This window comes from Haloarcula rubra, from assembly GCF_019599465.1.
Lineage (GTDB): Archaea > Halobacteriota > Halobacteria > Halobacteriales > Haloarculaceae > Haloarcula > Haloarcula rubra.
Window position 1 is genome coordinate 180654 of record NZ_RKLR01000006.1, and the last position, 24789, is coordinate 205442.

19 protein-coding genes are annotated in these 24789 nt (G+C 63.2%); 5 read left to right on the forward strand and 14 right to left on the reverse strand.

All coding sequences use genetic code 11. From position 1 onward, the window contains the following. Positions 1-2484, forward strand: coding sequence for an efflux RND transporter permease subunit (locus EGH21_RS15390; RefSeq protein WP_220619365.1), 2484 nt, complete (start codon positions 1-3; stop codon positions 2482-2484). 48 nt (positions 2485-2532) lie between these two features. On the opposite strand, the gene EGH21_RS15395 is transcribed toward EGH21_RS15390, so the two are convergent. Both EGH21_RS15395 and katG read right to left on the reverse strand, forming a co-directional pair. Beyond that, positions 2533-3654, reverse strand: coding sequence for a hypothetical protein (locus tag EGH21_RS15395; RefSeq protein ID WP_220619366.1), 1122 nt, complete (start codon positions 3652-3654; stop codon positions 2533-2535). 43 nt (positions 3655-3697) lie between these two features. Next, a complete protein-coding gene (gene katG / locus EGH21_RS15400; RefSeq protein ID WP_220619367.1) occupies positions 3698-5830 on the reverse strand; it encodes a catalase/peroxidase HPI in 2133 nt (710 codons plus the stop codon). Between the two features lie 313 nt (positions 5831-6143). Between katG and EGH21_RS15405 the strand changes: the two genes are divergently transcribed. After that, a complete protein-coding gene (locus tag EGH21_RS15405; protein WP_220619368.1) occupies positions 6144-7133 on the forward strand; it encodes a ring-cleaving dioxygenase in 990 nt (329 codons plus the stop codon). A gap of 48 nt (positions 7134-7181) precedes the next feature. On the opposite strand, the gene EGH21_RS15410 is transcribed toward EGH21_RS15405, so the two are convergent. After that, positions 7182-7529: a DUF8109 family protein gene (locus EGH21_RS15410; protein WP_220619369.1), complete on the reverse strand. Its 348-nt coding sequence runs from the start codon at positions 7527-7529 to the stop codon at positions 7182-7184. Between the two features lie 228 nt (positions 7530-7757). On the opposite strand from EGH21_RS15410, the gene EGH21_RS15415 reads away from it, so the two are divergent. Then, positions 7758-9065, forward strand: coding sequence for a cytochrome P450 (locus tag EGH21_RS15415; protein WP_220619370.1), 1308 nt, complete (start codon positions 7758-7760; stop codon positions 9063-9065). Between the two features lie 56 nt (positions 9066-9121). Here the strand turns inward: EGH21_RS15415 and EGH21_RS15420 are convergent, their stop codons facing one another. From EGH21_RS15420 to EGH21_RS15440, 5 genes are read right to left on the reverse strand one after another with little or no spacing between them, the layout of a single operon-like run. Further along, the gene (locus EGH21_RS15420) at positions 9122-10405 is read right to left on the reverse strand and encodes an ABC transporter ATP-binding protein (RefSeq protein WP_220619371.1); all 1284 of its coding nucleotides are present in this window, start codon (positions 10403-10405) and stop codon (positions 9122-9124) included. Continuing rightward, positions 10398-11459 (reverse strand): ABC transporter ATP-binding protein, encoded by a 1062-nt coding sequence (locus tag EGH21_RS15425; RefSeq protein WP_220619372.1) that lies wholly within the window; start codon positions 11457-11459, stop codon positions 10398-10400. Before EGH21_RS15425 ends, EGH21_RS15420 begins: the two co-directional genes overlap by 8 nt. Continuing rightward, positions 11459-12631, reverse strand: a complete 1173-nt coding sequence (locus tag EGH21_RS15430) for an ABC transporter permease (RefSeq protein ID WP_220619373.1) — start codon at positions 12629-12631, stop codon at positions 11459-11461. Before EGH21_RS15430 ends, EGH21_RS15425 begins: the two co-directional genes overlap by 1 nt. Then, entirely contained in the window at positions 12631-13599 is a 969-nt protein-coding gene (locus tag EGH21_RS15435) for an ABC transporter permease (RefSeq protein ID WP_220619374.1), read from the reverse strand. Before EGH21_RS15435 ends, EGH21_RS15430 begins: the two co-directional genes overlap by 1 nt. Beyond that, complete coding sequence (locus EGH21_RS15440) at positions 13596-15470, reverse strand: ABC transporter substrate-binding protein (RefSeq protein WP_220619375.1); 1875 nt, start codon at positions 15468-15470, stop codon at positions 13596-13598. Before EGH21_RS15440 ends, EGH21_RS15435 begins: the two co-directional genes overlap by 4 nt. Before the next feature lie 147 nt (positions 15471-15617). Here EGH21_RS15440 and EGH21_RS15445 point away from each other — a divergent pair, with 147 nt between their 5' ends. Together EGH21_RS15445 and EGH21_RS15450 are read left to right on the forward strand one after the other, a co-directional pair. Continuing rightward, entirely contained in the window at positions 15618-16235 is a 618-nt protein-coding gene (locus EGH21_RS15445; RefSeq protein ID WP_220619376.1) for a class I SAM-dependent methyltransferase, read from the forward strand. Positions 16236-16639: 404 nt separating this feature from the next. Continuing rightward, the gene (locus EGH21_RS15450; protein WP_220619377.1) at positions 16640-16897 is read left to right on the forward strand and encodes a DUF8028 family protein; all 258 of its coding nucleotides are present in this window, start codon (positions 16640-16642) and stop codon (positions 16895-16897) included. 299 nt (positions 16898-17196) lie between these two features. Here the strand turns inward: EGH21_RS15450 and EGH21_RS15455 are convergent, their stop codons facing one another. The 6 genes from EGH21_RS15455 to EGH21_RS15480 form a co-directional block, all read right to left on the reverse strand. Further along, positions 17197-17442 carry a hypothetical protein gene (locus EGH21_RS15455; protein ID WP_220619378.1) on the reverse strand — a complete coding sequence of 82 codons (246 nt, stop codon included), beginning with the start codon at positions 17440-17442 and terminating at the stop codon, positions 17197-17199. A 105-nt stretch (positions 17443-17547) separates the two neighbouring features. Beyond that, the gene (locus EGH21_RS15460; RefSeq protein WP_220619379.1) at positions 17548-19077 is read right to left on the reverse strand and encodes a sensor histidine kinase; all 1530 of its coding nucleotides are present in this window, start codon (positions 19075-19077) and stop codon (positions 17548-17550) included. 29 nt (positions 19078-19106) lie between these two features. After that, positions 19107-20573 carry a DUF7125 family protein gene (locus tag EGH21_RS15465; RefSeq protein WP_220619380.1) on the reverse strand — a complete coding sequence of 489 codons (1467 nt, stop codon included), beginning with the start codon at positions 20571-20573 and terminating at the stop codon, positions 19107-19109. Then, the gene (locus EGH21_RS24570) at positions 20566-21198 is read right to left on the reverse strand and encodes a response regulator transcription factor (RefSeq protein WP_220619381.1); all 633 of its coding nucleotides are present in this window, start codon (positions 21196-21198) and stop codon (positions 20566-20568) included. The genes EGH21_RS15465 and EGH21_RS24570 overlap by 8 nt, the downstream gene beginning before the upstream one ends. Further along, positions 21153-21476: a HalOD1 output domain-containing protein gene (locus EGH21_RS24725; RefSeq protein ID WP_220619382.1), complete on the reverse strand. Its 324-nt coding sequence runs from the start codon at positions 21474-21476 to the stop codon at positions 21153-21155. Before EGH21_RS24725 ends, EGH21_RS24570 begins: the two co-directional genes overlap by 46 nt. Before the next feature lie 93 nt (positions 21477-21569). Further along, on the reverse strand, positions 21570-24776 hold the full coding sequence (locus tag EGH21_RS15480) for a PAS domain S-box protein (RefSeq protein ID WP_220619383.1): 3207 nt from the start codon (positions 24774-24776) through the stop codon (positions 21570-21572). Positions 24777-24789 lie beyond the last annotated feature (13 nt).

Genomic DNA, 24789 nt, shown 5'->3' on the forward strand with positions numbered 1-24789 from the left:
GTGGCCCCGCAGGATAGGTTGCTACGGCGCACAAACGACCTGGTCGTCGGCCGCCCCAGAGCTGTCGTCATCACGTTCCTCCTCGTGACGGTGCTGTTCGTCCCTGGTCTCGCGACCGTCTCGACCGAGGCGGGGACGGAACAGTTCACACAGGAGAGCCCGGCCCAGATCGCACTCGAACGAGTGAACGAGGACTTCGGGCCGACGTTCGCCTCGTCGGGTGGCAGTACGCAATTGATTCATCGCGGACGGAACGTGCTCGCGAAGCCTGAACTACTCCGGATGCTCGAAGCGCTCGAGCGATTGGATTCTCGCGACGAACTACGCGTCTCGTCGACCAGCAGTGCGGCGGGTACAGTGGCAATCACGCTCGACCCGTCGGCGACCACGCTCGACGCACAGATTCGGACGCTCGAATCCGCCTCGCCGGGTGAAATCGACCGCGCGATACGGACGGCAGCAGACCAGCCGGGCTTCCGGAATCAGTTGAGCGACGACTTCAACCGGCAGTCGGCAACCGCCTCGGCGACGATAGCCGTCGTGCAACACCGTATCCCCGGTGGCGTCGACGAGGCTGCCGGGATGGGTGGTGAAAGTCCACTCGTCTCCATCCAGCGCCAGAGCCAACGTGTGGTGCAGACCGTGGGTGGTGATATCGTCGTGTTCGGGTCGGGACTCGTTGCCGACGAGTTCTCCTCGGTCATCTTCGACTCGTTGTTCATCGTCGTGCCGGCCGCCGTCGTACTCATCTTCGTCTTCCTCCTGTACGCGTACCGGAACCCGGTTGACCTCGGGCTCGGACTGCTTTCGCTGGTTATGACCCTCGTCTGGACGATGGGTTTTCTCGGATTGGCAGGCATCCCGTTCACGCAACTGCTCATCGCGGTACCGCCGCTGTTGCTCGCCGTAGGCATCGATTTCGGTCTGCACGCTATCAATCGCTACCGTGAGGAGCGTGCGACTGGGGCCGCCATCCGCCCGGCGATGGCGCTGGCGAATCGACAGTTGCTCGTCGCCTTCTTTATCGTCACTACGACCACTGTCATCGGCTTCAGCGCCAACACGGTCAGCGACCTCGGACCGATTCGCGAGTTCGGTATCGTCGCCGCCTTCGGTATCCTCTTTACCTTCCTCATCTTCGGCATCTTCCTCCCGGCGGCGAAGGTGGCCGTCGACGAACTGGTCGACTCGCTGGGGCTCACGATGCCGTTCCAGCGGCCGCTCGGCCGGGAGGAGACACTGCTGGGAAGCGTCCTTCCGCTGGGGGTCGAAATCGCTCGACGGGCACCGACCGCCTTCGTCGTCCTCGTCCTTCTGGGATCGCTCGGGGCGGGGTACTACGGCACCGGCGTCGACACGACGTTCTCACAGGACGATTTCCTCCCGCCGGAGGAGACTCCCGCCTACCTCGAAGCGTTGCCCGAGCCCTTCCGACCGGGCGAGTACACTGTCACGGAGCGAACGAACTTCCTCGAAGAGAATTTCGAGACAGCACAGGGCGACACCGTCGTCATCTACGTTCAGGGACCGATGCGACAGGACGACGCCTTGGAGTCCATCCAGCGAGCGGGTCAGAACCCACCCGATACGTTCGTCGCTACGGACCGCACAGCGGACTTCGAGAGCATCATCGGCGTCGTCCGGTCACATGCCGACCAGTCAGCTTCGTTCGCCCGTCTCGTGGACCGGAGTGACGTCGACGACGACGGGGTTCCCGACGATAACCTCGAAGCGATATACGACGCGCTCCTCTCGTCTTCGGCACGCGACCGGGCGCTCCAGTTCATCACCGAAGACCTCCGCAGTGCGCGGGTTGTCTACACGACCGAGGCTGACGCCGAACAAGGAGCGGTCGTCGGGGATGCCCGGACCGTCGCGGACCGGTACCGATTCGAAGCTACTGCGACCGGTGGAGTCGTCGTCTTTCAGGACGTGGCCGACGCGATACTCGCCTCTGCGGTCCAGAGTCTCCTCATCGCGCTCACTCTGACCGCCGTCTTCCTGCTCGCCATCTATCGCGCCCTCGTCGGCCGGGCGTCGCTCGGTCTTGTCAACCTCGCCCCCATCCTGGTGACGATTACGCTCCTCGCTGGGTCGATGCGGTTCTTCGGTCTCCCGTTCAACGCACTCACAGCGACGATACTCTCCATCTCGCTCGGCCTCGGTATAGACTACTCGGCGCACTTCGTCCACCGATTCGCCGACGAGTACGAGGCGCGCGTCGAGTCTGTCAGTGTCGCCGACGGCACGCCGCCGGCGAATCCTGTGTTCCCGGCGCTTACGGCTACTGTCACCGGCACTGGTGGTGCACTCACCGGCAGCATGGTCACGACTGTCAGTGGTATCGGCGTCCTCGTGTTGGCAATTACGCCCATACTCGGCCAGTTCGGCGTACTCACGGCCCTGTCTATCTTCTACTCCTACCTCACCGCGATGGTCGTCACACCGAGCGTGGTCGTCGTCTGGGCTCGCTACATCGGATGACGGTCGAGGTTTCGGCCCACCGTTCTCCGGGGGAACCGGATGGCTCCGTTAGTATTGTCGTTCGAGGACGGTCCCACCGGCTCCGACGGCGACGGCAGACGTTTCAGCCACGGCGACCCCGTCGATCGAGCTGCTGGTCGGGGTGAGTGCTCGCTCCCACTCCTGACCGGCATCGCGCTCGTAGAGCGTCCCGTCGTCGCCACCGGACAGCGAGCGTCGGTCCCACCCTGCTATCGACTGTAGTCCACCGTCGGCCACGCTCCGAGGCGTCCACGTATCGCCATCGTGGTGGTACACGAGCCCGTCGTCGGTGGTTACCCACGTTGCCTCGGCCGTCGCAGTCACGTCGGTCATGGTCCCCGACACAGCATCCACAGGGACCTGCTCGAACGTCCGGCCACCGTCAGTGGTGCGAAACACCTGTTGACTCGTGTCACAGACCCACCCGACCGAATCGTCCACCATGGTGAGGCCGGCGATACTCGACCCACTTCCGGGAACGACCGGGTCGTCCCAAGCCATCTCGCCGTCGTGATACATCCCCCGACGGATGCGTCCCGACCCGTCTGCGAGAAACACGGTTTCACCACCCGATCCAGTGGCCGCGGCGATGTCGACGAGATTCGACGTATCACTCGCGGGTTCGGAGTAGTCGGTGTGTTGTCCAGTCTCAACGTCGATACGGGCCACTGTCCCGCTCGCACCGGCCGTCCAGACACTGTCGTCCCCCGCACTATCCACCGCTCGGAGCGAGGTAGACTGTGCCCTGGGCCCGTCCGACAGCAGCGACGACCAGCCCGCATCGTCGCTGGTCAGCACGACGCCGCCCTCACCGACTGCGTAGGCAGTGGTACCAGCAATGGTGGCGTCGTTGAGGTGGCTCTCAGTCGGACCTGTTTCGAGTGACCACCGCGTCGACGGCTTCGAATCGGTGTCTCGTTCCGACGCTGTCGCCGACGTCGACGACGCCTCCGTGTCGGCAGTCCCACGAAAGTACAGTACGAGTGGCGGCAGGGTGTACGCCGCGATGGCGACGGCGGCGAAACGGGTATCGATGAACGTCAACGTCCCGAACGCAGTCAACGCTGCCGTAGCGAGCGCGTGAATCCACGTCTTGGTGTAACGTCGGACGAACGCCGTCGGGGACTCCCGACCGGCCTGATGGGTCATCAGTGACCGGTTGGCACTCCCGACGGTCGTGTCTTTCGCCCGCTTACTCGAGGTCGAAGCGGTCGAGGGTCATCACTTTGTGCCACGTGTCGACGAAGTCCTGCACGAACTGCTCCTCGGCGTCGTCGCTCCCGTACACTTCTGCGATGGCTCGCAGGCGGGAGTGCGAACCGAAGATGAGGTCGGCGCGGGTCGCCGTCCATTCGACTTCGCCCGTGTCACGGTCGCGCACCTCGTAGCGGTTGTCCCCGACTCGTTCCCACTCCGAGTCCATCCCGAGCAGGTTCATGAAGAAGTCGTTGGTCAACGTCTCCGGCTGGTCTGTGAAGACACCGTGGTCGGCCTCTCCGTATGTCGCGTCCAGCGTTCGCATCCCGCCGACCAGCACCGTCATCTCGGACGGCGTCAGATTCAGCAGGTCGGCCTTGTCCACCAGCAACTCTTCGGCCGGTTGGTCGGCCTCCTCACTGCGGTAGTTACGGAACCCGTCGGCGTCCGGCTTGAGCGCCTGGAACGATTCGACGTCGGTCTGCTCCTGCGAGGCGTCCGTGCGACCCGGCTCGAACGGAATCTCGACGTCGTAGCCCGCTTCCTGTGCGGCCTGCTCGACGGCCGCGTTGCCGCCCAGCACGATGAGGTCGGCCAGCGAGACTTTCGTTCCGTCGGAGCGCGAGGCATTGAACTCCTCTCGAATGTCCTCCAGCGTCTCCAGCACGGTCGCCAGCTTCTCGGGTTCGTTGACCTCCCAGTTTTTCTGCGGTTCGAGCCGAATCCGGGCCCCGTTCGCACCACCGCGCTTGTCGCTGTCCCGGTACGTCGACGCCGACGCCCATGCGGTCTTGACCAGTTCGGAGACGGACAGGTCGGACTCGAGAACCTCTGCCTTGAGGTCCGCAATCGCTTCTTCGCCGACCAGACCGTAATCTGCATCCGGTATCGGGTCCTGCCACAGCATCTCCTGATCGGGAACCTCGGGACCGAGGAACCGCGTCGGCGGGCCCATGTCGCGGTGGGTCAGCTTGTACCAGGCTTTGGCGAAGTTGATGCCGAACTCCATCGGATTGTCCTGGAACCGCTCGATAATCTCCCGGTAGTCCGGGTCCTTCTTTAGAGCGATGTCCGTGGTCAGCATCATCGGCGTCCGCTGCTCCGACGGGTCGTGGGCGTCCGGGACGGTGTCCTCTAGCTCGCCGTCTTTGGGCGTCCACTGCCACGCGCCGCCGGGTCCTTTCTCTGGCTCCCACTCGTAGTCGAGCAGGTTGTTGATGTAGCCCATGTCCCACTCGATGGGCGACTGCGTCCACGGACCCTCGATACCGCTGGTGATGGTGTCGGCACCCTTGCCAGATTCGTAGTCGTTCTCCCAGCCGAGGCCTTGTTGTTCGATAGGTGCGGCCTCGGGCTCTGGACCAAGGTTCTCGGGGTCGTCGGCGCCGTGGACCTTCCCGAAGGTGTGGCCGCCGGCGATGAGCGCAGCCGTCTCCTCGTCGTTCATGGCCATCCGGCTGAACGTCTGTCGGATGTTCTTCGCCGACGCCTCTGGATCGGGCTGACCGTCTGGGCCCTCGGGATTCACGTAGATGAGTCCCATGACGGAAGCACCGAGACCCTCCTGAATCTCTCCGGCTTCGTCGAACCGCTCGTTGGTCTCCATCTCGTTTTCGGGGCCCCAGTCGACGGCGTCGTCTGGCTCGAACGCGTCCTCACGTCCGCCGGCGAAGCCGAACGTCTTGCCGCCCATCGACTCTATCGCGACGTTCCCGGCCAGCACGATCAGATCGGCCCACGAGAGTTTACGGCCGTACTTCTGCTTGACAGGCCAGAGCAGTCGCCGAGCCTTGTCGAGGTTCGCGTTGTCGGGCCAACTGTTGAGTGGCGCGAAGCGCTGCCGAGCGCCGTCGGCGCCGCCTCGACCGTCGCTCGTGCGGTACGTTCCGGCGCTGTGCCACGCCATCCGAATAAAGAGCGGACCGTAGTGACCGTAGTCGGCCGGCCACCAGTCCTGCGAGGTGGTCATCACCTCTTCGATGTCCTCCTTCACTTCCTCGAGATCGAGTTCCTGAAACTCTGTCGCGTAGTCGAACTCCTCGTCCATCGGCCCAGTCTGACGGGCGTTCTGGTCGAGAATGTCCAAGCTCAACTGATTCGGCCACCAGTCCTTGTTGGAACCTTTCATCAACGGGGCATTGCCGCCTTCGCCTGATAAAATTGTCTACTCCGGAAATAAAATATTGCTATCCGCCAAAGCAATCTTTCGCATTCGTCAATTTCCGTCCGTTGTGGTTCTGAACCGCTCGGTGAGACGGGGCCGACGTGCCGGTCCTAAGCGCCGTACCAGCATGTCATACGGTTGTGGCTTCCTCCCAAACGATCGACTCTCGGGCCCGCACCGCAAGTGACAGATGGCGACAGCGGGCAGTACCATCGCTACAACCCGGTAACACTCACGTCAGCACGTATTGAAGTAGCTTCGCCGCCTACAATGTTTAATGGCAGACCCAACCCCCACACCGGGCATCCACCACGTGACGTGCATCGCTGGCGACCCACAGCGGAACATGGACTTCTGGGTCGAGACGCTCGGCCTGCGACTCGTGAAGCGATCCATCAATCAGGACGACCCCGGCACATACCACTTCTTCTTCGCGGACGCCGAGGGGACGCCGGGGACGAGCATGACCTTCTTCCCGTGGGAAGACCTTACACAGGGAAAGGTCGGCTCTGGACAGGTCTCCCGGACCGCGTTCCGCGTCCCAGAGGGTAGTCTGGACTACTGGGAGGACCGGTTCGAGGAGTACGACGTCGACTACGACGACCGCGTCGAACGGTTCGGAGAGACGGTTCTCCCGTTCCGTGACCCGGACGGCCTGCCGGTCGAACTCGTCGAAGTCGAGATTCCCGACGACGACCCGACCGTCCCGTGGTCCGAGTTCGTCCCGGTGGAGTACGCCATCCGCGGGTTCCACTCGGTGACGCTGTGGCTGGCCGACCCGGAACCGACCGAAGACCTGCTTCGGACGATGGGACTGGAAGAAGTCGGTACAGAACAGGCACAAGGTGACACGCCGGGCGACGAGCGAACGCGATTCGCCGCGTCAGGGCCCGTCGGCAAGTACGTCGACGTCCTCCCGACCATCGAAGGGGGCCGGCAAGGCCACGGGACAGTCCACCACGTCGCCTTCCAGACGCCGACCGACGAGGACCAGCAAACGATGCGCGAAGCCGTCCAGTCCGCGGGGCTCCGACCGACTCAGCAGATAGACCGCCACTGGTTCCGGTCGGTGTACTTCCGGGAGTTCGGCGGAGTGTTGTTCGAACTGGCGACCAGCGGCCCCGGCTACACCGACGACGAACCACTCTCCGAGCTCGGCGAGCGTCTCGTCCTCCCCGGGAAGTTCGAAGGCCAGCGTGAGCAGATAGAAGCCGGTCTCACAGATGTTACGGTGCCGAGAGCGTCGAAAGCCGAGGCAGACGACTGAGACGAACGCAGGGTAACGAGAGCAATGTGTGGGACAGTTCCAGTTCTTTCAGTTCGCCAGAATCTCGGATAACCGTGCCTCGCCCAGTGTGTCGACCAGTTGCGCGAGTTCGACGACGCGTTCCTCACCCAGAGTGTCGACTAGTTGTCGAATCTCCTCTGGATCGAAGGTACGGGCGACATAGCCGAGGTTCTCGACCATCTCCGTGGTCCGTTCGACCACGTCCTCGTCGGGGACGAGACTCAGCGGCCGGTTCGTGAACCGACCGTCGTCGTTGTAGTAACAGAACCGGAGTTCTGCCTCGTCGGCGTCGTCCGGCTTGACGACTTGCAGGACCCCGGTGCCATCCTCCCACTCGTCCAGTTCCACCTCGAGGAGCGTCTCGTAGCGAGTCATAGCAGCCGATACCAATCGATTGCACGTATCTCTTGGGACTGCATCTGTGGGAGTAACCGACTCAGTTTGGGAGACGCAACTGCCCCTAAGTATCGTTCGGCCGGATCTCCATGGCGGCCGCCGTCGGCAGGCTCGACGAACGGTGCCCGTACGAAAGTGTGTGTTGGCGGTCCGCTAGTGTGACCGGAGAAAAACATCTTTCCCCGACCCGGACCTCGACAGAAGTAGATGACCCCGACGAGCTCCCGGCCACCGACGCCACCCGGCAAGCCGATGGTCGGGCATACAGCGGCCTTCGTGCGCGACCCCTTCGGCTTCATCAGACAGTCGGTCGACTCGACTGGCGACGCGTTCCGTATGCAGTTACTCGGCAAGGACGTGTACGTGCTGGCACACCCGGACTACGTCGGCACGGCGTTGTCTAATCCGGAGAGGTTCGCTAAGCCCGACGATTTCGAAGTAGCGTTCGGGGATGCCCTCCTCGCCGTGGAGGGTGACCAGTGGCGGCGTCAGCGCCACTCGATGGAGCCGTTCTTCAGTCCGCGACGTATCGCCGACCACGCCGAAACGATGGCGGAGGTCGCCGAGTCGCGAATCGGTGGGTGGGCCGCCGACACGTCTGTCCGTGTCGACGAGGAGATGAAGGCGGTCGCTCTGGAGAACCTGTTCGAAGTCGTACTCGGACAGTCAGTCTCGGATGGGGAAATCGACGAGTTATCCACTGCCGCCCGCGACCTCAACCTGTGGTTCAAGCCGACGTCGTGGGCCCTCCCCGAGTGGGTGCCGACGCCGTCGCGTCACAAGTTCGAGCGCGCCAGTACGGAGTTGCGTGACCGAGCGGGGACCCTGTTGGCCGAGACGGGCGAGAGGCCCCGAGAGGATAGCCTGCTCGCCACACTTGCCGAGTTGCGTGACGACCCCGATTCGGGGTACGACGAGGCGGAGGTGCTCGACCAAGTGGTCGGGATGCTGTTCGCTGGCCACGAGACGACGGCACTCGCGATGACGTACGCATTGCACCAGCTCGCGACACACCCAACGGTTGCCGAACGGTTACACGCCGAAATCGACGACGTCATCGACGGCACACCGACGTTCGACCAGTTGCAAGAGTTGGACTACCTCGAACGGGTCGTCGACGAGACGCTTCGCCTCTATCCCCCGGTCCACGCGATTCCACGAGTCACGACCGAGTCGGTCGACGTCGGAGACTACACCCTCCCCGAAGGGGCGACCGTGTTGCTCAGCGTCTGGTGTCTCCACCGCGATGCTCGATTCTACGACGACCCGCTCACGTTCGACCCCGACCGGTGGGCAGGTACCTCGCCGAGGGACCGAGGGCACGCGTTCGTCCCGTTCGGAGCGGGGCCACGCATCTGTATCGGCCGACACTTCGCTCGCCTCGAAGCGAAGGCCGTCATCGCCGAAGTCGGCCGCCGGTATCACATAGACGCCGCGGACGGGATGGAGGTGATGCCCCAGATGACGACCCAGCCAGCGGACCCGGTACGTCTCCGAGTGTCTGACCGGACCTGAGAGTCGCGATGGGAAGGGTCGACGTGTGGTTGGAAACCCGTGAGACGTCGCTACGACTACCGTACGTTGTCGGGTTCGACGAGGTGACAGGCGGCCCGATGCTCATCTGTCACCCACACTTCTTCGGGGTTTTCTTGAGCACAGACTGTCGGGAACGCGGCGTCGAGGTGTTCGTGCGCTCCGGCGACGTCGCCGCCGAGAACCTCTGACAGCGCCGCGTCGAGAACGTCCTCTGCGTCACGGTCACCCAGCGTGTCAGGGATGCCGAACTCCGCACGGATGGCGCCCCGAACTTGCCCGTCGGTCACTGTCTCGACGGGCCTGCCGGACTCGGCGGCGACGAACTCACGGACAGAGTCTGGGTCGACGCCGTCCGTGGCGAGACGACGGCGGAAGTCGAGGACTGCCCGCCAGGCCTGCTGGTTGATGTCGTACCCCGGCGGCGGGATGACCTTCGGACAGCGGGTGTGGAAGCGACAGCCACTCGGCGGGTCGCTCGCTGACGGCACATCTCCACGTAACTCGACCCGATTGCCGCGTTTTCGCGGGTCCAGCGTCGGTATCGAGGCGACGAGCACCTGCGTGTACGGGTGCTGTGGCGTGTCGAACAGGCGGGTTGTCGGGGCGTACTCGACGATTTCGCCGAGGTACATCACGGCGACTCGGTCACAGATTTCCCGGACGATACCCATGTCGTGGGTGATGACGACGATGCCGAGGCCGAACTCCCGCTGAAGGTCCTCCAACAATCCGAGAATCGCCGACTGTACGGACACGTCGAGCGCACTCGTGGGTTCGTCGGCGATGAGAAGGTCCGGGTTGAGGACGAGCGCTCTGGCCAGCGCGACACGTTGTTTCTGCCCGCCCGAGAACTCGTGTGGATACCGGTCGGCGTCCTCCGCCGATAGGCCGACTCGCTCCAGGAGGTCTGCGGTCACCTCTCGCCGGAGTTCGCGGTCGGTTACGCCGTGGACGACGAGCGGTTCGGCGACGGACTCGCCGATAGTCATCCGCGGGTCGAAACTGGCGCTCGGGTCCTGAAATATCATCTGGGCCTTCCGGCGGAACGCCTTGAGTTCGCGCCCAGAGAGGTCTGTAATGTCCTCGCCCTCGAAGCGTATCGACCCCGCGGTGGGCTCTTCGAGACGGAGCATCGTCCGGGCCGCAGTCGATTTCCCACACCCGGACTCGCCGACGAGGCCGACTGTCTCACCCCGATGTACCGAGAGGTCGATGCCGTCGACGGCCCGCACAGTCCCGACCTGTCGCCTGAGGATACCCTCGGTAATGGGGAAGTGCTTCGTCAGGTTCTCCACCTCGAACAGCGGTGAGTCAGCCATCGGACTCACCAGCACTGTGACCGTCCCTGAGCACCGCCGGGTCACCGCTCGGGCCGTGGTACACGCAGGAGGCGGTCTGTGTCTGCGTCTCTTCGACGTCGTAGAGCGGTGGCTGGTCGCCGGTGTGACACTCGTCACGAGCGTAGTCGCATCGGGCGGCGAACCGACAGCCGGGAGGAGGGTCGTGGAGGTCCGGAAGCCGACCCCCGATACTCCGTAGTGGCCGGCCTCGACCTGGCAGACAATCGAACAACACCTGCGTGTACGGATGGGCTGGGGCGTCGAACACCTCGTAGACGCTCCCTCGTTCCATCACTTTCCCAGCGTACAGCACGACGACCCGGTCGGCCAGTTCGGCCACGACGCCGAGGTCGTGCGTGATGAGAAGAATCGACATGTCGTACTCGGCCTGCACCGCTTCGAGAAGGTCCAGTACCTGCGCTTGAATCGTGACGTCCAGCGCCGTCGTCGGTTCGTCGGCGATGAGGAGGTCCGGGTTGGCCGCGAGTGCCATGGCGACGACGATACGCTGTTTCATCCCGCCGGAGAACTCGTGCGGGTAGTCGTCGTACCGCGTCGTCGCGTCCGGAATCCCGACCTGATCCAGCAACGTGAGCGTCCGCTCTCTGGCCGCGGCGTCGCTCACGTCCTCGTGGACCTGTATCGCCTCACGAATCTGCCAGCCGACGGTGAAACAGTGGTTGAGTGCGTGCTGCGGGTCCTGAAACACGTGCGCGATGCGGTTGCCACGAACCCTGCGAAGTTCCCGTTCGGAGAGCGAGAGCAGGTCACGGCCGTCGAGTTCGGCCACACCGCGGACGACACGACCGGGCGGCATCCGAATCAACTTCGTAATCGTCTCGGCGGTGACGGTCTTCCCGCTACCGCTCTCGCCGACGAGACAAACCGTCTCCCCCTGTTCCACGTCGAATTCGACGCCGTCGACGGCCCGAAGTGGCCCTCTGTCGGTGTCGAACTCGACGGTGAGGTCGCGAACGGACAGGAGCGGCGTCCCCTGTTGCCTCTCAGTCCGTTGCTCGTGTCGCTGGCCCATCACTCCACCTCCGAGCGCGGGTCGAGCGCATCCCTGAGTGCGTCGCCCACGAAGTTGAAGGCCAGAATCGTCAGGAACAGAAAGACGCCGGGGACGGTGGAAATCCACCACGCGGTCCGGAGGTCCGAGCGACCGGCGGCAATGGTCTGGCCCCACGAGGGTATCGTCGGGTCGCCCAGCGAGAGAAAGGCCAGCCCCGCCTCGAACAGGATGAGGCCGGGAATCAACAGCGTCAGATTCGTGATGACTGTTCCGGAGACGTTCGGCAGGATGTGCCGCCTGATGACGTGTGCAGTGCCCGCGCCGGCACAGCGCGCCACCTCGACGTACTCGTCTTCGGACCGCTGGAGGGCCGCGCTTCGCACGAGTCTGGCGGTCCCGCCCCAACTGAAGAGGCCGAACACGAGGATGAACATCAATAGACTCCCGCCGAAGAGGTAGATGAGCAGGAGGTACAGCAGGAACGAGGGGAACACCTGCTGGATGTCGACGTACCGCATCAACACCTCGTCGACGAGGCCGCCGACGTACGCGGCGACAGTGCCGACCGTCGCCCCGATGCTGATGATGAGGAACGACGTTATCAAGCCGATTCGAATCGAGACGCGCATCCCGAGGACGACCAGCGACAGGATGTCCTTGCCGTCGCCCGTCGTCCCGAGGGGGAACTGCCAGTTCCCGTGACAGCGGCCGCCGACGACGTCACCGACGCAACTGAGCGGGACAGTGCTGTCGACACTGAGACCGACTGGCGGCTGATAGCTCTGTGTGAGCGCGACCTGTGGTTTGCTGACTATCAGTGGCCCGACCAGTCCTAGCGTGAAGACGACTATCAGAAACCAGAGGCTGACCACGGCAGCCCGGTTCTTCCGGAATTCTCGCCAGTAGTGGGCGGTCATCCGCCGATGGGTCGCCAGTGGGACGAGGACGTAGAAGACGAACAGTGACAGCGACACCACGAACAGCCAGTCCAGTTGGGTCAGGTCCCAGCCGTCGCGGAACAGGGGGTTCGGCGAGAACAGCGGGGCTTCCCGAACGTAGTCGAACGCGAAGACGACCGCGAGGGCTGCCAACGTCGTCAGGAACCCTGCTGTCTGTCGACCCACGGCGATACCGTGGTTCGCCTCCCAGTCGATATCCTCGAAACGGCGACGGGGTGTGTCGGTACTCATCAGCGGTCACCGTAGTCGATGCGGGGGTCCAGCACGGTGTAGGCGACGTCCTGCAACAGGTTGCCGATGACGGCGATGAACACGCCGACGAGCGTCGTCGCCAACACCAGTGGAGTGTCCTGATTCTGGATGGCCTTGAAACTCAACTGTCCCAGTCCGGGGATGCCGAACACCACCTCGACGAGGTAGGAACTCGCGATGAACAGTCCGAGCAGGTCCGCCACGAGAATCGTCGAGAGCGGCACTGCCGCGGGCCGAAGCACGTGCAACAGCAGTATTCGCCGCTCCGAGACGCCCTTCGCCTTCGCCGTCTTCGTGAACGTCGCCTCGACGTACTCCAGCGCTTCTGCCCGAGTGTACCGCGTCAAACTCGCGATAGAACCGGTCGTCAGGACGAAAACTGGCAGAACCAGTTGTCTGGCGTTGGCTAGACTGAAGACCGGCGCGTCCGGATCGAAGACGATTGGGACCATATCGAGGTGGACGCCGAACACCACCAGTAGGACGATGCCGAACCAGAAGTTCGGAATCGCGTACCCGAAGAACGCGACGAACGTCGCGGCGTAGTCGAACCGGGAGTACTGGTGCGTCGCCGAGTACAGGCCGATAGAGAGTCCGAGCGCCACCGTGAGAATCGTCCACGGCACGGAGTACATCATCGTGTACGGCAGGGCGTCGGCGATGGCCGCAGTCACCGGTTGGCCTCGCGAAGTGCTATACCCCCAGTTGAACGTCGCCATGTTGGTCATGTAGTCGGTGTACTGTCGCCAGAGCGGCCGGTCGAGGCCGCGCTGTTGTTCGTACGCCGCTCTGGCGGCCTCCGCGTCGCCACCGGAGACAGCGGCCTGGAACTGGATACTGGTGAGCGCCTGTTGCTCTGTGACGTACAGCAGTGCCCACGTAATCGAGAGGATGACGAACGTCGCGACGATGGCCCAGAGCAGCCGCCGGGCGACGTACCACCTCATGACTCGAAGTAGTACGTCTGGGAGTTCCAGCCGCTCGCGAACGTCTCCGTCGGCCCGACGAGTTCGTCCTGTGCGCCGACGATGTTCGACGGCATGAGCAGGAACCCGAACGGCTGTTCCCGGGCGAGTTGCTCGAACACCTCGGCGAACAGTTCGCGCCGTTGTTCCTCGTCGACGGTGCTAGACGCCTCTGCATACAGTTCGGGGATGTTCGACTCGGGGACGTAGCCGTAGTAGTTGACGTTACCCCTCGTTCTGAAGAACGTGGCACTCGAACTGGGCGTTCGCGGGTAGGTGTTGAACCCGAGGACGACGGACATGTCCCACGGTTCCTGACTGACGGATACGCCACGTGGACCGCCGTTGAACGCGCCGGCGCTCCACGGGACCTCCTTCCCACTCGGCGGACTGTTCGCCGCGTACTTCTGCTGGAACGTGTTGCCGGGGACTGTCTCGATTCCGACGCGAATGCCGAGGTTGGCTTCGACCTCTTGAGCGACGAGTTCCGCCAGCGTCTGGTTCGTCCTGCTCGCGGAACTGGCGTACAGCGAGAGCGTCACAGCCGACCCGTCGGGGCCGATGAGTGTCTCCCCGTCGTACCGGTAGTCTGTGTCTTCGATGGCGCGCCGCATTCGGCTTCTGGCAGGGGCGCGTCCGTAGAGGTCACCGACCCCGAAGCGATACTCCTCGATGCCCTCTTCGACGTACCACTTCGAGAAGCGTGGCTGCATCGTAAATGCTGGATCGGCGAACCCGCGATACAGATTGTCTGCCAGCGTCTGCTTGTTGACGGCACAGACGAACGCCTGCCGGACCGGTATCTTCCGGAACAGTCGCCAGCCGTTGGCACGCATATTGTACTTTATCGCCTGCACGAACGGTTGTGGCTGGACGTAGACGTCGACCGTCTCGAGGTCCTGGAACTCCCGGGCGTTCTGTGGAGGGATACCGGCGCTCGTCACTTCGCCCTCGCGCAACGCGTTCAGTCGTGAGGACTCCTCCGCGATGACCCGTATCGTGTACGAGTCGAAGTACGGGACGTTGCGCCACTCCTCGCCGACGTCGTCCGCCTCGCGGATGTAATACTCCTCGTTGCGTGTGGTGACGTACTGCGATTCACGTTCCCACTCTTCGAACGTGTACGGCCCGAGGTTACCGGTGTACTGGAGTTGGTTGATCTCCTCGTCCTGCTGGAGACCCTGTGTGTCTTTGTCGGGAACGTACTTCTCCAGAATTCCCTTCGGCAGACATCTCTGGCCCCACAGGACTGGTTTGAGTGGGAAGGAAGGGTCGACTTCAGGGAGCCGAATCTCGAAGGTCAGGTCGTCTATCTGCTCGACCGGAATCGGTTCGCCCTGTCGGAACCAGTCGCCGGCGTTCGTGTAACCCGCCCAGTTGTCCTCCCCTTGGAAGACGTTCCGTATCATGTACACCCAGTCCTCGGCGGTCATCTGCCCGTACCCGCCGCTCCAGCGAAGGTTGTCACGGAGCGTGATTCGATAGGTCTGTCCGTCCTCCGTCGATGGCTCGGCCCAGAGCGGGAACACGTTCTGGTCTTCGTCGACGGCCCACGCGCCGTCGAGTGTGAGACCGACGAACGCTCCGGACGTAGTGTCGTTGGTGAACAGCCAGTTCAGCGAGTTCGCGTCGGACCCGGCGACGCCGGCGAACTCACCGGCCGGTCTTCGTACACCCGTCTCGTCGGTGCCTCCCTCGATCTCTGTCGCCCCGGGTTGCGTATCGCCGCCGCCGTCACCGAACAATCCGTTACAGCCGGCTGCCGACGCCGTGGCGCCGATGCCTAACGTCCGGAGTATATCACGTCGGGTCGGCGTCGAAAGCGTCCGGGAAACGTCGCTTTCGTTTGACATTAACTAGCACAGAAGAACTGTGAGTAGATTAACTATTTGGATTTTTGCACCGTCTAGACGATGTCGCTAGGGAATTTCACCGGTTCGCCGTTCCCCCGCCGAAACGAGTCCGAGGCCCATTTACCACTCGACTGCATGGGGCCATGTATGGAACCGGACGACGTCCGCCGAGACTGGGCCGAGCGTTCGGGCAAGTACTCGCCGACGTACTACGCAGATATCGGCCCGAACGAGGTGAGCGAGACGCTCGTCGACGTGTTGAGCCACTACGTGTCGGACGATGCCGCCATACTCGAAATCGGGTGTGGCTCCGGGCGTCACCTCGCGCACCTGCTGGACGACGGCTACGAGGACCTCACCGGCGTCGACATCAACGCCGACTCCTTCGACGTGATGGCAGAGAACTATCCACGACTCGCCGAGACGGGAACGTTCCAGACGGGCGCAATCGAGGACGTGGTCGAGGAGTTTCCGGACGACGCATTCGACGTCGTCTACACCGTCGAGACGCTCCAGCATATCCACCCAGACGACGTGTGGGTGTTCGAGGAGATTGCACGAATCTGTGGCGACCTGCTGGTGACGGCCGAGAACGAGGGCAACAGTCCCGAGCGAGGTCGGTCGGACGCCGAGGTGAGCTACGTCGACGACGAGTTCCCGCTGTACCATCGCAACTGGAAGGAGGTGTTCTCGGAGTTGGGGTTCGCCCAGCTCATCCGTGAGCCGACTGCACGCGACACGATTCGCGTGTTCCGTGGACTTTGACATACTCCCCGCGCTGAAGCACGGGGTTTTCCTCGAATCTCCGTAACGCGGCGAGTTCTCACTGCTAGAGCCGAACAGACCTGAGCGAGTCCGGGACTGAGCGACGACGGTCGGTGCCACCCCGTGACTAACACTTTTCTGTCGGCTAAGATAACCAATCCTGTCGAACCGGGTGGGGTTAAGGTAGATACCTGTGCGACTGAGGATACCAGACGTGGTCGGAGAACGTGATTCAGCGCCGATTATGAACTGTCTAAATACATTCGAGACCGTTTTGGAAGTTCGCACCGGCGTCGTGAAACTGGCTAAAATCGACTAATTCTGGTAAACAGTGTTGAATCGAGGACAACGGTCTGTCGTTTATATGCGGATAGCTCTGCATGGTGAAGATACGCGAAGCACCAATGTCCACCGTCGACTCCTCCCTCCCACGGTTGCCCACCGTCGTCCCGACCCTCCGAGCGCTGGCCTCGCGCGTCGCCAAGTCCTGTCTGACCGCCGTCAGAGCCACGGCCTTCTGGGCGACGATACCGTTGCCACTGGTCGTCCTCGGGATGCTCGTGAGCGGTGTCGTCACCACGGCACCGCTGCTCGTGGCAGGTCTCGTTCTCTTGAACGTCCTCTGTGCGGCCGTCGGCCACGACCACTCCCCGGGTAGCTGAAACTCCTACGGGCCTGTCAACGTCAGCGACGCCGTTTTCCTTCGCCAGGATGGACGGGCGTCCGCGAGGACGACGACACTCACACTGGGCGCCGTCTCGCCGACCATGCCTGCCAACAAATCGCCTGCGAATGTCGCCAGTTCACTCGCCGCTGGGGTCGCAGACGGGCCGCAGTCGCGTCGGTCGCTTCACCCGACCCCGACGAACGTGTCCGACCGTGACGTGGTCCGAGAACACCGATTTCGACAGTGCTAAGCACGTATCACCGAGTGTGTTCGTGGTATTCCGCTTCGTGAGGTTCAGGCACCGGTGTCGTCTTTATAGTGGTTCGGCGTCGCCTCTATCGCCGTGACCATGCCGAGGGTTGCCTCGGACGTGTCGACGACCGATAGACCGGCTTCAACGAGTTCGACCGGTCGCTGGTTCCAGCGACGTCCCTTCGCCTCGTAGTGGCCGTCGGCACGCCAGTCGGGGAAACAATTCACAACAGAGACGTTGCCCCGACCGCGCTCTCGGAGTTCCTGTTCAGGCGGGTCCGGAGTCATCGAGTCGCCGTCACGTCCCTCCTCGAGACTGCCGTTTCCGAGTGAGGGACTCCGAGGGGGAGTTAGCAGTCACGTCGTGGCCGGTCTGAACGGGCGGCCGTGGCCTTACTCGTTCGCAAGCGGGAGTCGGACGACGAACACCGCACCGCTCGGGTCGTTGTCTTCGACGCGGACCCGCCCGCCGTATGCTTCGACCATCGTGTCGACGAAGAAGAGGCCGAACCCCGACCCCGTGGACTTCGCGTGACCGGTCTCTCCGCGTCTGAAGATTGTGTCCTTCTCGTCGTCGGGGATGCCGGTCCCGGTGTCGGCGATGCTAACTGTCGCGCAGTCGCCCTGCTTCTCGACGGTGACGGTGATGCTGAGGCCGTCGGGGTCGTTGTGAACGACGGTGTTTCTGAGGATGTTTGCGAAGACCTCGGACAGCAACTCGTTCGCCAGCACAGTCGTCTCCGCCGGCGCGGACGCCTCGACATCGACGACTGGATACGCCGAACGGACCGACGCCAGTTCGCCTTCGAGAATCGGACCGAGGTCGATAGGTTCGACGTCTACCGTCCCGTCGCCGGTCAACGTATCGACGACCGATTTGACCCGCTGGACGACGCCGACGACGTCGTCGGACCACTTCTCTATCGTCTCTGCATACTGACGGTACTCGTCGTCTTCGAGTTGCTCGGAGAGCGTCTCAGCGCGCGCCTGAATGACGAGCATGGCGTTCAGGACGTCGTGTCTGATGATGCTGTTGAAGAACTCCATCTGAGAGGAGGTCTTGGCCAGCATCTGCTCGCGTTCCGCACGGTCGAGCGCACTCGCAGACGCCGCGGCGAGCAGTTCGGCACCGTACACCTCGTTGTCGTCGAACGGTCTCGCCCTCGTCGACCCGACGGTCAGGAGGCCGAACTCGTCGAGGGGGACGACGAGTTCTCGCTGCCGGTCGGCCCCGTCGAGACCGGTCGAGGGTATCGGCTTCGAGTTGTCGAGTTCTCTGGTCTCGCCCTCGACGAAGGCGTTCCAGCGAGGGCACCCCTCGTCGGCGGAAATAGAGGCCGTCTCCGTGGCCGTCGGACGGGGGCCGGTCTGTGCGAGCGGAGACAGATTCGTCCCCGACTCGTCTGGGGTCCAGATTGTGGCGATAGGGCGGTTCAAAACCGTTACTGCGGCATCGACGGCGATGGCACACACTCTCTCTGGGTCGGCCGTGTCGTTCATCCGCTGGGTCGCGTCGTGCAGAGCCGCTATCGTCTCGTTGCGCCGTCGGAGTTCGACGAATCGACGCCGGTGTGCGAGTAGCCCGTCGATGCGTGCTTCTAACTCCTGCTGTCTGATTGGCGTCTCGATGACGTCGTCGACACACCGCCAGACCGACGGTGGGAGGTCGGAGACGTCCCGCCGACTCACCAACAGAGACGGTAGATACTCGCCGGCGCGTGCTTGGTCGAGACTGTCGCGATACGTCTGGTACGTCTGTCCGTCCACGATAGCCGCATCGAAGGGGTCGTCGAGTGAATCGTGGCCGTCGAGGACGACGACGTCGTGCGACCCAGAGAGCCACTCGACGAGCAGTCGTCTGTCCCGGGCGGCCCGAACCCCGACGAGTACGGTCGGTGTGTCGGCGGTGATTTCGGTGTCCACCGTTCGCACTCGCTCGGAGTCCCCACCGATCATCTGCCGTCTGCTGACCCCTCGTCGGTGAACTCGGGCGTCCCGCTGAGAACGCCTCGGAGTCCGGTGAGCGGTTTCCCGACCGTGATGCCGTGTTGCGTGATTTCGAACTCCCGGAGGGTCCGCTCGAAATCGCTGGTTCGCTTTTTCAAGATTCCGATGGCTTTCCGCAATCTGCCGTTCATCTCCAGATAGCGGAGGAAGACGATGTTGTCGGCGAGGTAGCTGACCTTGCTCTTGGTCGGCTGGAACTGGCCGGTCACGTTGTCGACGCAGTCGACCAGAATCACCGTGACGCCCATATTCTTGAGGTATCGGCCGAGGCTGTTTAGCTCCCGCTCGAGGTCGGCTTCGTCCCCTTGGAGCGAGAGGCGGTAACCGTCGATGCCGTCTATCATCACGATTCGGGCGTCACGCTGTTCGACCTCTTCGCGGACCATCGCGGCGAACTCGGCCGGTGACTTATCGAGCGGTGTCACGTCTTTGATAGTCAGTGTTCCGCGCTCGACCATCGTCTTGGCGGGGACGTTCACCGATTCGCAGCGGGCGAGGAGCGTCGCCCTGTTCTCCTCGAACATGTAGATGGCGGACCGCTCACCGCGCCCGGCCGCCTCCTTCATGAACTGGGTGCCGAGGGTCGTCTTCCCCACACCTGTCGGCCCGCTGAGTACCGTCACGGTCCCCCGCTCGACGCCGCCGTTCAGGAGTTGGTCAACCTCTGGAACGCCGGAGGAGACGACTTCGGACGTGAAATCCTGACTGTGTACCTCGGGGTGCAAGACGGGATAGACCTGTATGCCTTCGTCGGTGATGCGGACCGAGTGGTGGCCGTCTTCGGTACCGGACCCACGGAACTTCGGGACGGAGATGGCTCTCCCGTTCTCGGTTCGGGTCAACTCGAACGTCCCGTCGCTGACGTACTGGAGGTCGTCGTCCGGCGACTCGGGCGTGGCCTGTGAGGTGAACAGAACGGTCGCGCCCCGCTGTCTGAAGAACTGTATCAGCCCGTTTATTTGCTTTCGGAACTGGTACGTGTCCGGCGAGAGGTTCCGAAGTTGTGTGAGTGGGTCGATGAACACTCGGTCGGGGTCTAGTTCTCGAACACGTTCGTCGATGGCGCTCACGACGTCCGGGCCTTCGACTTCGCTGGGCGCGAAGATTTCGTACTGCTGACCGTCGGTGAAGGCCTCTGACCCGGGGCTCATATCCAGAAACTCGACGCCTTCGAGGTCGAATCCCAACGTCTCGGCGTTGGCACGGACGTCAGATTCGGACTCCTCTAGGTTGACGAACAGAGACGACGACTCGCTCGGCCCGCTAGTGAGAAAGTGCTGCCCGAGGATGGTTTTTCCCGTCCCCGGACGTCCGGTCACCATGTACGTTCGACCGGGCACGAGGCCGCCGTGGAGCACGGTGTCGAGGCCGTCGATGCCGGTGGTACACCGCCTCTCGTCGTCCTCAGCCATTGACGACCCTCCGTTTCGGTTCATTCTTGTCGATTTGGTGAAACAACGCCGTCGTATCCCGGGCGCTCAGTCCGTGCGAGATTTCGTCTGTTTCGGCACTGACGGTCTGGATACGCCGCACGAGGCGGGAATACGCCGCACTCTCTTTCAGTTCGGCGTCCGTCTTTCGGTCCATGAGCGTCGCCCGCTTGGCGACGAGTGCAAACAGTTCGGACAGTTTCCAGCCGTAGTCGCTCCGACGGCAGAGTGACTGGACGACCGCCCGGAGCTCCTCAACAGTGACGGGTTTCAGCACGTACTCGTGTGCCGGCATGTCGACGATGTCGAAGTCAGATTCGACCGCGGTGACAACGGCAACTTGACAGTCGTAATCCGAGTCTGCTATCGCATCGAGGATGCCCTCGTCGGTGTGGTCTGGGCGTACAGGGTCAAGCAGAACGACCGAGATGTCGTCGTCGAGCCTGTCGAGCGCCATCTCGGCGTCGTGGGCGACCCGGACTCGATACGACGATGAGAGCCATCCCGCGTATAGGTCGGCGACGTTCGGGTCGTCGACGACCAGAACGCCCGGTTCGTTGCCTACCATGACGTCGGAGACGGACTGTTCGATTGCTCCGACCCGCACTGTTCTATCAGTACCTCGCCGCCGGCAGCGACGCGAACGTCGCACCCCGCGAATCGGAACCTAACTCCCCCGGCCGCCCGATCAGACTCGGGGGCCGGTTCGAAGACGCTGTTGAGGGCGTCCGGGTCGATGACGTCGTACAGTGGACGTTCGGTTGCGTAATTTTTGTCGCCGACGACGTGGCTGATCCCGTCAAGAATAGTCGTCGTCAGAGCCGTGTCGCCACCCCACTCGTGACGACACCGGTGTTCGGCGATAGATGTACGCTCTCCATTCATATGGTACGATAGTGGTACGCTCAGGATAATCGTAGTGTAGACTCTAGTGGTACTGTGACTCGCCGACACTCTAGGTGGCTAGAGACAGGGCTGTCAGGGTGCGTCGAGTATGGCCGAGATTATCTTTCGTTCGGCCGCTCGGAGGTGGTACTGGTATGTCGAGGCGGCGATGTCGCGTGTTTCGGCGAGTTTACTGCTCGTCGTCTCTCGCGGCCACTCGTAGAACCCGCCGAAGTGCGCCGTTTTGAGGGCATCCAGTTGCCGGTCCGTCAGTTCGTCGAGTATCTCCTCGTGGAACATCTCCCGAGGTTCGACGGGGGTGGGGTTCTCGCGTCGGGCCAGCAGAGTCGTCTCGGGATACAGCGATCGAACCTCCTCGATAAACGACCGGACGCCGTCCGATTCGGACAACACGGTCACCAGCGTCGTCGTCCCGCCCTCCGCCGTGAGCGTCCGCAGGGTGGCGTCGCTCGCTCTGAGAGCCGCCACCAGCGGCGGCGTCGAGATACGCAACTGATATAGTCCGTCTCCGTCCTTGACTGAGAGCGGTTGCACCGAGCGAACGGTCTCGAAGGACGTGAGTTTCTCTGCGACGTCGGCCGGGGTTCCGCGCAGGCGACAGAACAGCCTGTCCGTGTCACTGTCATCGCGTATCATACCGACGACAGCCATCTCGGCCCGGAGTTCGGCCGTCAGACGGTTAGTGAACAGGCGGTCGGTGGTTATCTGTAGCTCCACCTCCGTCCGCTGGGTCGCTTGCATCCCTTCGGGCCCCGGGACGTTGTGGAGGGCGTAGCCAATCGTGTCGCCCAACTCGTCCAGGACGGTCCTCTCTCTCTCGTCGAACGTGTCGGGGGCGTCCGCGTGGATGACGAGGACGGCGTCGACGTAGTCGCTGTCTCCCACCGGGACCGCCGCTATCGACTGATATCCGTAACTGAGCGCGACACTCCGATGCCCCTTCCACTCGTCGTCGTCGAGAATGTTCCCGGCGACCTGAATCTCGTTCTCGTGGTACGCGGCCTCGACGAGTCTTGCAATCTGTGGATAAGACCCACCCGACCGGAGTTCGTCGACGAACTCCGAGTCGACCCCCTGCCACTCCTCGGGAGTCACGGCGTCGCTATCTGCGTCTCTTTCCCCCCACCACGCGAAAGTGTACTGGTTCGCCGTGGCGAACTGTTCGCAGACGTCCGCTCTAATCTCCGCCCGTGTGGACGATCGAACGAGCGTCTGCACGATTTCGCGGATTATCTCGTTGAGCCGGTTCACCTGTTCGAGCACCCGGTTCTGCTGTTGGAGCTGTCGGTCCCGCGTCTGTATCGTCGACGCCTTGCCCGCCCGGTCGAGCGTGGCTTCGAGTCCCTCTCCGACGAGACGAGTGATTTCGCGCTCGGAACTGGCAACGGATTGGTCAGTGGTCAGTCCACCGACGAGGACGCCGTGATTGCCGATTGGTACGACCAGTCCGGACTCGAAGGGCGGTGTCGTGTCGTTTCTCTCGGTCTGCTCCCTGTCCCAGTCGCGTACCTCGTCCTCAACGAACGCCGTCCACAGGACGCCGCCGTCCGTCCGAGACGCGGCGCTCTCGTCGAGATACCCCTCCCCGTCCGCCTGCACGAGCGGCGTGAGCGACTGGCTGCCGTCGAACTCGTAGAACACCGCCGCGTCGAAGTCGAGGAGTTCGGTCAACGTCTCTGTCGCGACGTCCGCGATAGCCGCTCGCTCCTCGGCACGCGTCATCTCTCGCATCCGGTCGTGTAGCGTGGTCAGACGCTCCTCGTACCGGTGCTGCTCGGTGACGTCGATGACCACTGCCTGCCCGACGCGCTCACCCTGCCACCACCCGGACGTGGTCTTCACGCGAACGTGGCGGACGTCGCCGTCGTCGCGGACGAGTCGGAACTCTGTCGGGCCGACGACGTCCCGGTCGTGTATCACCGCCTCTATCTCGGCCTCCGCGATGCCGTGGTCGTCGGGGTGGATGAAATCGAACACCGAGCGACCGACGAGTTCGTCGCGACTGTCCACCCCGAGCAACTCGACTGTCGCGTCGTTACACCAGACGGTGTCGCCGTCCGCGTCGAACAGATTGATTGGGGCCGGCGAGTCCTCGACCAAGTTGCGGTAGCGCTGTTCCCGCCGTTCGAGTCGCTGTTCGTACTCCCGCTGGTCGGTCATGTCCCGAATCACGGAGAGGTGCTGGCCGGGCACGACGTCGCTCGTCGCGGCGTACTCCACGATGCGTTCCTCGCCGTCGGACCGGACGAGCGGGAAGGTTCCACGTCGGGACCCGTCGTCGATAAACCCCTGCCACGCGCTCGCCTCGTCGAACCCGTCGTCGATGAACTCGTCCACCGGACGGCCGAGTAGCGCCTCCCGAGAGAGGCCGAACAACTCGATCGCGCTTTCGTTCGCGTCGAGGAACCGCCGGTCGTCGTCCAGTATCACCATCGCGTCGAACGCTTCCTCGAAGACGGCCCGGAACCGGTCACGCTGTTGCTGGAGGTCACGCTCCCGTTCCCGGTGCTCGGTGATGTCGCGGACGAAGCCGACGATCCGTATCACGTCGCCGTCGTCGTCGAGAATCGGTTTGCTCTCGCCCCGGACCCAGCGCTGTTCGCCGTCCTCCGTCCGGACTCTGTACTCGACTTCGTCGGCCGTCCCGTTCGAGAGTCGCTCCATAGACGCCCGTGCTTTCGACCGGTCCTCGGGATGGACGAACTCGAGGAACGACTTCGGTTCACGCTTCAGACGGGCGATCGATCTGTCCCATATGTCCTCGTACGCCGAGTTGACGAACAGGAGTTCACGCCACTCCCCGTCGAACGCGAACAGAATGTCGTCGGTCCGTTCGGCCAGTTGGGTCAACAGCTGCTCGTTCGACTCGGCCGACCGTCGTGCCCGATGTCGGTCGACAGCGTCGCGTATCCGGTGTTCGAGGACGGCGTACTGGGCGTCCTCACCGTTTCGCTGGACGTAGTCGGTGGCACCGGCCGCCAACGCATTGGCGACGTCCGACTCGTCTCTCGCGCTGCCGAAGAGGAGAACCGGGAGGTTGGGGTGGTCCTCTCGAACCGCCCGCAAGAACTGGTGAGAATCGGTTTCGGGACGGGCATCCTCGACGACCAAGCAGTCAACGGTCGTCTCCTCGAGCGTCTCACGGGCTTCACTCACATCGTCTGCCGCTGTGATTTCCATTCCGTCGCTGCCTTCCGCCAGAGATGCGCTGACTGCCGTTTCGACCGCCGAGTCGGCGGTCACGTAGAGGACGGTAATCGGGTTATCTGGAGGGTTCATCGCCGGAGGGGAG